Raw genomic sequence first — 7,548 nt, 5'->3', positions numbered from 1 at the left:
CAATTAAGGGGTAAGGACAAAGTGGCAGCGGAGATCGTCAACTCTCGCAGCGAGCACAAATCGGATCAGGAGGGCGGTGCGGAGCCCCTCGATTCCTTCGATCCTGCGTTCGCCCTGCACCGGTCGTCGATGTCGAACGGCTCCTCGGCGTCCTCGGCCGCGATGCGGGCGTGGAAGACCACCTGGAGCAGGACGTCGCCCAGTTCCTCGCGCAGTTCGGTCCGGTCGCCGTCCTCGATGGCCTCGACCAGTTCGTACATCTCCTCCAGGCCGTGCTTGGCCAGGTCCCGGTGGGTGCGGGTGGAGGACCAGGGGCACTCGGCGCGGATACGGTCCATGACCTCCACGAGGTCGAGCAACCGGGCGCCGGGCAGGTCGTAGGCGCCGGGCAGCAGTTCCAGCGCGGGCATGGTGTGGCGGCCGGAGCCGGCCAGGGTGGCCAGTTCGGCGGTCAGCCGGCTCTCGCCGTCCGCGCCGGCCAGCACCACGGCCGTCCGGCCGCCCGCGCACTCCGCCATCAGACCGGTGGCGCCGGGCGCCGGGCCGGCCGCCGTCACCCCGGCTTCCTTGAGGTAGGGGAGCAGCGGGTGGCCGTCGCGCGCGTACACCCGGTCGGCGGCGCGCAGAAGCTCCCAGGCGGGCCAGGAGAGCAGTCCGGGCGCCACCCGGTGGCTGGTGGTGAGCAGGACGATACGGCCGGGGTCTGCGGCTGCGGCGGAGGTCACCCGTCGAGCGTAACCGGCTGCTGATCGCGGTCGGTGGTGCGCAGCCACGGCTCGTCCAGATCGACCAGGGAGACGAGCTGGGCGTCCCAGGTGCCGTAGCGGGGGTTGATCTCCACGCCGACCTCGTCGGCGGTCTCCGCGAGCAGCTGCCCGATTTTCTCGCCGCCCATCGGGTCCTCCAGGACGCCGAGCTGTTCGGCGATGCCCTGGATCTGGAGGTTGCTGCGCAGCACGTCGTCGATCTGCTCGGCGGTGAGCGGCAGCCCGCCCTGGCCGCTGATGGCGCTCTGGGCGAGGGCGTCGGGGCCGCCCGCGTTGGCCTCGGCGTCGGCGCGGGCCTCCTGGACCTGGCGGCGGGTGATGTCCACGCCCTGCGACTGGGCGGCGCGGTCCACGACCTGGAGGTAGACGAGGAAGTTGACGGTTTCCCTCGTGAGGGTGCTGCTGGCGGCGATGAGCTGGTCGGCGTCGGGCTGGTCGCGCTGGGCGGCGCGGACCGCGTCGACGTGGCCCTGGACCTGGGAGATGGAGATGCGCTCCCCGCCGACCACGGCCGCCGCTCCCGGATGGGCGCCGGTGGAGCAGCCGGTCAGCAGCGGTGCGGCCACCAGGACGGCGGCGGCGGTGACGGACAGGGCAGTGGTGCGGCGCTTCATTGCGGCTCCCCGCTGGTGGCGTGGTGTCCGGGTGTCGGGTGGGTCCGGTGCGGTTGGGTCAGTCGATCTTAAGCAGGCTGCACCCCCGTGACTACCCTGTGCAGCCCGGCTTTCCACCCGCGCCCGGTTCAGCCCTTGGCGAGCCGCCGGATCACCGGGGCGACGCGTTTGCGGCCGACCTGGTAGAGGCCGCCGGCGCCGCGCCGGATGAGGCGGCGTACGGCGGTGTCGGGCCGTGCGGAGCTGGGCGGCAGTGCCCGGCCGTCCAGGCCGAGGCCGCGCCGGGCCAGCAGCGTCTCCAGGTAGTCGGATGCGCTCTGCGGCGTGTAGTAGGGGCGGGTGGCCTTGAGGGTGCCGGGCGCGGCGGCGCGCAGCGCGGCGATGCGGGCGCGGGCGTCGGCGTACGGGTCGGGGTGGCCGACGCCGCGGCTGGCGGCCCAGTCGGGGTCGACGGCGGGGACGAGGCCCTTGTCGAGTTCGGCCCAGGAGGCGAGCAGCCCGGAGTGGATGAAGTAGTGGTTGCCGTGCGCCTCGCGGACCCCGTAGTCGGTGAGGATCGCGGTGGGGATGCCGCGGTGGATGGATTCCATGGCGGCGGTGGAGGAGACGGTGACCAGCAGGTCGGTGCGGTCCAGGACCTCGCCCATGTCGCCGTAGACGAGGGTGAGGTTGGCCGGCGGGTCGGGCAGCTCGTCGTACAGCGACTGGTACGAGTGGCGTTCGGTGTGGGTGACGGCCTCGCCGGGGCGGTTGCGGAGCTTGATGAGGACTTCGCGGTCCGGGTGCAGGCGGGCGTGCCGGGCCAGTTTCTCCAGCATGCCGAGCCGGGCGGCGCGGGTGCCGGGTACCGAGGGCTGGACGGCGAAGGTGACGGTGAAGGGGCGGGCGGCGCCGGGTGCGGTGCGGCCGAAGGCGCCGTGGACGGCGGGCGGGTCGTAGGGGGCGCCGCCGAGGAACGGCAGTCCGGCCTCCACGATGTCGGCCGGGTCGGCGCCGATGCTGCGGTAGACGGCGCGGAAGCGTTCGGCGTCGTGGGCGCAGTTGGCGAGTATCAGGTCGGAGCCGACGCGCAGCAGCAGCCCGTCGACGAGGTTCTCGTAGACGACGCCGACGTAGCCGGTGACGAGCAGCGGGCGGTGCGGGCGGCCCTCCCAGGCGATGCCGAGCGCGTGGATGAGGGAGAGCACGGTGCCGCCGGTGGTGCCGAGCACCACCAGGTCGGCGGCGTGCACGGCGGGGTCCTCCAGCAGCTGGACGCAGTCGACGACGGCCGTGGTGTCGGGGACGATGCCGACCTCGGCGATCTGCCGCTGGGTGGGCGTGGTGGCGACGGCCAGGAAGCGGGCGTCGATCGCGTGGTCGGGGGCGATGCGCCGGGCGACGGAGGCCGCCCATTTCCAGCGGCTGTCGGAGTCGGCGAGAACGACGACGCGGGGGGTTCCGCTTCCCATCCGTTTACGTTTCCCTTCGATGGGACGCGAGGTCCTCGGTCATGCTGGGCGTCACCCCGTTGTACACCGGTGGGGCGACGGCCAGTTGGCGCCCGGGTGAACCGGAGGTGTCCGGCGTACCGGCGGGCGCGGGGCCGGTGGCGCGGGTGGGGCGGGTGGTCTCCGTGGGAGCGTCGGCGGGCGCGGGGCGGGCGGGGCGCGGCGCGGTCTCGGGGCGGAAGAGCCAGCCGATGCGGGGCTGGACGAGGGGCCGGGACAGCCACCGTACCGGCGGGGTGGCGAGCAGCGAGGCGAGCGCGATCGCGAACAGCAGCAGGGCGGCCTGCTCGGGCCAGGGGCCGACCCAGTCGACGCCGTACCGCTCCAGCAGCGGGCGCAGCACGAGCGGGTGCAGCAGGTAGATGGTGAGGCCGCCGGCGCCGAGGTAGGTGATGACGGGCAGCCGGCGGCGCGGGACGAGCCGGATGAAGGCGAGCGCGATGACGGCGCCGGCGGCGAGGACGGCGGCGCGGGTGGTCCAGGCGAACGGGGCGTCGAAGAGGTGGCCCTGGCCGTAGGGGCCCTTCATGTAGAGCCAGCCCAGCTTGATGTCGTGGCGGGCGAACCAGGAGACGGTGAAGGTGACGGCGAGGACGCCGAGCGCGGCGTACCGGCTCCAGGGCGCGCGCATCGCGTCGCGGAACAGGCCCTGCCGCAGCCGCCAGCCGAGCAGGAAGAAGGGGAGGAAGGTGAGGGTGCGGGAGAAGGAGAAGGCGGTGCCGACGTCGGCGATGTAGCCGGCCAGCAGGGCGACGACGACGGAGGTGGCCAGCGGGTACCGGAGCTGGGCGAGGTAGGGCAGGCCGGCGCGCCAGAAGAGGAGGGAGAGCAGGAACCACAGGCCCCAGGCGGGTTCGACGGTGTAGTACGTCCATTCGCCGTCGTCGTAGTAGTGCCGCTGGAGGGTGTGCAGCAGGCCGATGGCGAGGTAGGGCAGCAGGATCGACTCGATGAGCCGGCGGCCCTCGCGCGGGGTGAGGGCGCCGGCGCTGGAGAAGTAGCCGGCGACCATGACGAAGACGGGGACGCGCATGGCCCAGCCGGCGATGTAGAGCCAGCGCAGTCCGTCGCGGTCGGCGATGGAGTCCATGGTGTGCCCGAAGACGACGAGGACGCCGGAGAAGTAGCGGATGTTGTCCCAGTGCGGGTCGCGGCTGGCGCGGCGGGCCTTGCTGGTGCGGGGCCACAGCCGGGGGAGGGGCAGGCGCATGGGGCGACCTCGGGAACGGTGGAGCGGGAACGGGCCGGTGGAGGCTAGCCGGGCCGCTGCGTCGTTGGATGCACGGCGGGCAACGCGCGGGTGAACGCGGTGTACCGGTCGGGGGTGGTCCGGGGGTGTCCCCCTAGGTGGCGGGCCGGGAGGGGTCGTTCCGGGGCAGGACGCCGGGGCGGGGGCGGCTTTCTAGTCTGATGGGCGTACATCGGACGGTCGGACCAGTGGGCCGCCGGACCCGGATCATGGGAAGGGACGGGGGCATGGCCGTGCTCAGGACATCGGTGCGCAATCTGTGGGCCCACAAGGGCCGGATGGCGCTGTCCGGGATGGCGGTGCTGCTGTCGGTGGCGTTCGTGTGCGGGACCCTGGTGTTCACGGCGACGATGACCACGACGTTCGACAAGCTGTTCGCCCGGACCGCCTCCGATGTGATGGTCGGACCGGCGGAGCGGTCGCGCGGCGGGAACTTCGACCTGCCGTCGGCCGTCGGCAAGCCCGACACCGTACCGGCCGCGCTGGCCGGCGAGGTGGCGGCCGTACCGGGGGTGGAGCGGGTCACCGGGTCCGTGTCCTCGCCGCTGGTGGTCGTCGTGGACGCGGCGAACGAGAACATCGGGCCGACCACCGGCGCGCCCACCCTGGCGAGCGCCTGGTCCGCGGTGGAACCGCGCTCCATGGAGGTGCGGGAGGGCGCGCCGCCCAGCGGGCCGGGCGAGATCATGGTGGACGCCGACACGGCGGACCGGAAGAACCTGGCGGTGGGCGACCGGCTGCGGCTGCTGACGGCGTTCGGCGACTTCCCGGTACGGATCAGCGGCATCGCCGCGTACACGGTCACCAACCCCGGCGCGACCCGCCTCTACGTGGACGGGCCGGCCGCGCGGGACTTCCTGCTGGGCGGGGAGGACGCGTTCACCGAGCTGTACGTCGACGGCGACGGCTCGCTCACCGACGAGGAACTGCGCGACGCGGTCGCGGCGGCGATCGGCGGCGGGGAGTACCAGCTGCGGACCGCCCAGGAGTACGCCGACGACAGCCGGGACGCCATCGGCGAGGTGATGTCGGTGGTCCGGTACGTGCTGCTGGGGTTCGCCGGGATCGCGCTGCTGGTCGGGGTGTTCCTCATCGTCAACACCTTCTCGATGCTGGTCGCGCAGCGCACCCGGGAGATCGGCCTGCTGCGCGCGATCGGCTCCGGGCGCGGCCAGATCAACCGCTCGGTGCTGATCGAGGCGCTGCTGCTGGGGCTGATCGGCTCGGTGCTCGGCTTCGCGGCGGGCATCGGGCTGGCGGTCGGGCTGATGGTGGCGCTGCGCGCCTTCGGCATGAACCTGAGCACGGACGATCTGACCATCGGCTGGTCGGTGCCGGTGACCGGCGTGCTGCTGGGCACCGCCGTGACGCTGCTCGCCGCGTACGTCCCGGCGCGGCGGGCCGGGCGGATCACGCCGATGGCCGCGCTGCGGGACGCCGGGACCCCGGGGGACGTGCGGGCCGGACGGGTGCGGGCGGCGCTGGGCGCCGGGTGCGCGGTGGCCGGGCTCGGGCTGCTGGCCGTCACCGCGGCGGTGGACGCGGCCGCGGACGGCGCGCTGTTCCTGGCGGCGGGCATCGTGCTGAGCCTGCTGGGCCTGATCCTGGCGGCCCCGGCACTGGTGGGTCTCGTGGTGCGGGTACTGGGCGTGCTGCTGCTGCGGGTCTTCGGGCCGGTGGGGCGGCTGGCCGAGCGGAACGCGCTGCGCAACCCGCGCCGTACCGGGGCCACCGCCGCCGCGCTGATGATCGGCCTGGCGCTGGTGTCGGGTCTCTCGGTGGTGGGGTCCTCGATGGTGGCCTCGGCGACGGACGAGATCGACGCGTCGGTGGGTGCCGACTTCCTGCTCAGCCCGAGCAACTTCGGCCCGGTGCTGCCGGATGTGAGCGCGGCGGTGGAGGAGGTACGGGCGGACGGCGGCGCGGTGGCGTCGGTGACCGAGTACCGGGTGCTGTCCGCCACGGCCACCACCCCGGACGGCACGGAGGTGGAGCGGCAGCTGGCCGCCGCGCAGCCCTCGATGCTGGACGATCTGCGGCTGGACACGGCGGACGGCGATCTCGCGCAGGTGTACGAGGGCCCCGGTGGCGGGCTGGCCCTCGACGAGGACGAGGCGGCGGCGCTCGGGCTCGGCGTCGGCGACGAGGTGCGGGTCGACTTCGCCGGGGGCGCGGGCCCGGCCGTGCTGACGGTGCGGGCCATCACCGAGAAGTCCGCGCTGGAGGGCGGGGTGTGGACCGTCTCGCTGGACACCGCGCGCGCCCAGGTCGGCCCCGAGGCGCTGCCGTTGCCCAGCATGCTGTTCATCACGGCCCAGGAGGGACGGGCCGGGGAGGCGCGGGCCGCCCTGGAAGCGGCGCTGGAGGCGTACCCGCAGATGGAACTGCGCGACCAGTACGAGCTGAAGGAGCAGATCCGCGAGCAGATCGGCCAGCTGCTGAACATGGTCTACGGGCTGCTGGCGCTGGCGATCGTGGTGGCGGTGCTGGGCGTGGTGAACACCCTGGCGCTGGCCGTGGTGGAGCGCACCCGCGAGATCGGCCTGCTGCGCGCCATCGGGCTCTCCCGGCGGCAGCTGCGGCGGATGATCCGGCTGGAGTCGGTGGTGATCGCGCTGTTCGGGGCGCTGCTGGGGGTCGGGCTCGGGCTGGCGTGGGGGGCGGCGAGCCACCGGCTGATGGCGCTGGAGGGGATGCGGGTGCTGGAGATCCCGTGGCCGGTGATCACGGCGGTGTTCGCGGGCGCGGCGCTGGTCGGGCTGGTGGCGGCGCTGGCCCCGGCGTTCCGGGCGGGGCGGATGAACATCCTGACGGCGATCGGGACGGAATGAGGCGGGCGGGGCGGGGCCGGGCGGCCCGGGGCGGCAGGCGGTCCGGGATGGGCGTAAAGCGTAAGGTGTACGCTTTCCGGCCGTGCCCCGTCCTCGCTCCCTGACCCCGCAGCACCTCGCCACCGCCGCCCTCGCCGTCATCGACCGCGACGGCCTCGCCGGTCTCTCCATGCGGGCGGTGGCCACCGAACTGGGCATCGCCACCATGTCGCTCTACCGCTACGTACCGGACCGCGAGGCCCTGGAACGGCAGATCGTGGACCTGGTCCTGGCCGGTGTCGGCACCGCGCCGCCCCCCGGCGAACCGTGGCAGCGGCAACTGGCCGGGCTGCTGGAACGGGTACGGACGGCGGTCGCCGCCCACCCCGGCGCCGTACCGCTCACCGTCACCCACCGGCACACCTCCGAGGCGCTCCGGCAGTGGTCCGAGACGGTGCTGGGCGTGCTCGCGGCGGCCGGATTCACCCCCCGCCGCCGCGCCCTGGCGCTGCGCGCCCTGCTCGCCTACCTGACCGGCGCCCTCCAGGACGAACATCTCGCCCCACCGGCCGGCGACGCCACCGCGCCCCGGGCCGGTGTCCCGGCCGACACGTACCC

General features: G+C 74.0%; 5 protein-coding genes and 1 pseudogene. 2 read left to right on the top strand and 4 right to left on the bottom strand.

Annotation, left to right across the window (positions count from 1 at the left end; all coding sequences use genetic code 11):
- Window positions 1–173 precede the first annotated feature (173 nt).
- From ACFV5N_RS13015 to ACFV5N_RS13000, 4 genes and pseudogenes are all read right to left on the bottom strand, one after another.
- Window positions 174–260, bottom strand: a pseudogene (locus tag ACFV5N_RS13015) (MazG nucleotide pyrophosphohydrolase domain-containing protein); the annotation flags it as partial.
- A gap of 461 nt (window positions 261–721) precedes the next feature.
- On the bottom strand, window positions 722–1,381 hold the full coding sequence (locus tag ACFV5N_RS13010; RefSeq protein ID WP_019435286.1) for a SurA N-terminal domain-containing protein: 660 nt from the start codon (window positions 1,379–1,381) through the stop codon (window positions 722–724).
- 128 nt (window positions 1,382–1,509) lie between these two features.
- The gene (locus tag ACFV5N_RS13005) at window positions 1,510–2,832 is read right to left on the bottom strand and encodes a DUF6716 putative glycosyltransferase (protein ID WP_385598045.1); all 1,323 of its coding nucleotides are present in this window, start codon (window positions 2,830–2,832) and stop codon (window positions 1,510–1,512) included.
- 4 nt (window positions 2,833–2,836) lie between these two features.
- Window positions 2,837–4,081 carry an acyltransferase family protein gene (locus ACFV5N_RS13000; protein ID WP_385598042.1) on the bottom strand — a complete coding sequence of 415 codons (1,245 nt, stop codon included), beginning with the start codon at window positions 4,079–4,081 and terminating at the stop codon, window positions 2,837–2,839.
- 266 nt (window positions 4,082–4,347) lie between these two features.
- Between ACFV5N_RS13000 and ACFV5N_RS12995 the strand changes: the two genes are divergently transcribed.
- Together ACFV5N_RS12995 and ACFV5N_RS12990 are read left to right on the top strand one after the other, a co-directional pair.
- Window positions 4,348–6,951 (top strand): ABC transporter permease, encoded by a 2,604-nt coding sequence (locus tag ACFV5N_RS12995; RefSeq protein WP_385598039.1) that lies wholly within the window; start codon window positions 4,348–4,350, stop codon window positions 6,949–6,951.
- A gap of 82 nt (window positions 6,952–7,033) precedes the next feature.
- Window positions 7,034–7,548 (top strand): TetR/AcrR family transcriptional regulator C-terminal domain-containing protein (locus ACFV5N_RS12990; protein ID WP_385598036.1); only part of this gene is annotated, 515 nt, incomplete at its 3' end.

Source organism: Streptomyces sp. NPDC059853 (assembly GCF_042731495.1).
Lineage (GTDB): Bacteria > Actinomycetota > Actinomycetes > Streptomycetales > Streptomycetaceae > Streptomyces.
Note: the sequence above shows the minus strand (reverse complement) of the source record. Positions and strands in the feature narration are given on the sequence as shown.

What these genes read in the sequence shown, in the direction of transcription:
- ACFV5N_RS12995 (WP_385598039.1), top strand. Translation starts at nt 4,348, where the DNA reads ATGGCCGTGCTCAGGACATCGGTGCGCAATCTGTGGGCCCACAAGGGC.
- ACFV5N_RS13005 (WP_385598045.1), bottom strand. Translation starts at nt 2,832, where the DNA reads ATGGGAAGCGGAACCCCCCGCGTCGTCGTTCTCGCCGACTCCGACAGC.
- ACFV5N_RS13000 (WP_385598042.1), bottom strand. Translation starts at nt 4,081, where the DNA reads ATGCGCCTGCCCCTCCCCCGGCTGTGGCCCCGCACCAGCAAGGCCCGC.
- ACFV5N_RS13010 (WP_019435286.1), bottom strand. Translation starts at nt 1,381, where the DNA reads ATGAAGCGCCGCACCACTGCCCTGTCCGTCACCGCCGCCGCCGTCCTG.